We start from the raw sequence: 1,281 nt of genomic DNA, 5'->3' as shown, positions 1-1,281 counted from the left end.
GAAAAATTGATGATTTTTCAGTTTAAAATTAGGCTTCAACTTAATTTGTGAGAAATGCGGGATTAGGGATTAGGGATTAGGGACTGGGGACTGGGAAGAAATTAAAAGTATTATTTCTCAAGATAAAAAGACCGTTCTTCTATGTTGAAGAGGTCGAACATGATGCTAATTATTTTTTTGAGGAATTTTGCACTGCATAAGGCTCTAGATTATTTAATAACAGATTATGAAAATATTAGCTTTTGATTATTTTAAGCTAAATTGAAGCGATCGCTTATTAGAGAAATCATAATCAGTCAAAAAAAACAGTCTCTTAATAGGGACTGTAAACAACTGAAGGAAGCATAAATTTTTAAAATAAGTTAATTCATACCGATATTTATAGCAGTCCTAAATCATTCGTGAATATAACCAATGACAAAAGACTAATGACAAAAGACTAATAGCAGAATAATTCTCTTAATTCAGATAGAATTGCTATATTAATACTCAACTTCATCTAGCTAATTTCTTCCGTAATCCATTGACAAATTAGCTTACCATTAACTTTTCGCCAGCGTGCAATTAATCTTTTTTTGCGATGGGGATGAATCGTTTTTTTTAGGCTAGGTTTATTCTGAATAGCAGAATGTTTTTGAGCAATCATTTGATTCTCCTTAATTATTTATTTTGAGATTGACTTTAGATAGTAATGATCTAAAGTACAAAGCCAATTTAAGCTTGATAACTCACACCACGATATTTTCTTAAACCTAACTGAGACTTAACAGGTTTAATGGGAAGACTGGGGGTATAACTTTGCCCTAAGAAACGAGCAGTATGTTCTGAAGGGATAGTTTTAACTCGATGGTTAGAAGTCGCATAAACTTGACCTAAGAAACGTAATTTCATTTTTCAATTCTCCGATTTACTATTAACTTAGTTATTTGCATTACAAAAGAGAATCGGGAAGAAATAGGGAAGCTTTTTTGAAGTTATATCAATCAGGAAGAAAGGATACAATAGATTTCTCTAATTTTTCCTCATTAAATCTCGTCCAGATAGAGGAACGGTCGTTTTGTCTATAAATAAAAAGTATAGCGTTACATATTAACGTTAAGACATTTTTTGGTGGTATTTTAATCAAAAAACTCATTACTCATTACTTATTACTCGGGAGCAAGTCAATTACGTAAGAACAAAAATATTAGTTTTTCAAAAGGGTATTGTTAAGATAGGCACATCGATGTTTTAAAACCTGCGATACATTTTCTGGTTTCCATTGCGCCCCTGAAATTTTCA

General features: G+C 31.3%; 2 protein-coding genes. Both read right to left on the bottom strand.

Features of this window, described 5'->3' with window-relative positions; all coding sequences use genetic code 11:
* Nucleotides 1–499: 499 nt before the first annotated feature.
* Nucleotides 500–646: a hypothetical protein gene (locus H1P_RS37030; protein WP_186376307.1), complete on the bottom strand. Its 147-nt coding sequence runs from the start codon at nucleotides 644–646 to the stop codon at nucleotides 500–502.
* Between the two features lie 68 nt (nucleotides 647–714).
* A complete protein-coding gene (locus tag H1P_RS33460) occupies nucleotides 715–891 on the bottom strand; it encodes a DUF4278 domain-containing protein (protein WP_144875813.1) in 177 nt (58 codons plus the stop codon).
* Between the last annotated feature and the right edge of the window lie 390 nt (nucleotides 892–1,281).

Source organism: Hyella patelloides LEGE 07179, assembly GCF_900659865.1.
Taxonomy (GTDB): Bacteria; Cyanobacteriota; Cyanobacteriia; order Cyanobacteriales; family Xenococcaceae; genus Hyella; species Hyella patelloides.
The sequence above is the reverse complement of the archived record's forward strand: the minus strand, read 5'-3'. Positions and strand labels throughout refer to the sequence as shown.

Coding starts and splice junctions, on each gene's coding strand:
- H1P_RS37030 (WP_186376307.1), bottom strand. CDS start 646: ATGATTGCTCAAAAACATTCTGCTATTCAGAATAAACCTAGCCTAAAA.
- H1P_RS33460 (WP_144875813.1), bottom strand. CDS start 891: ATGAAATTACGTTTCTTAGGTCAAGTTTATGCGACTTCTAACCATCGA.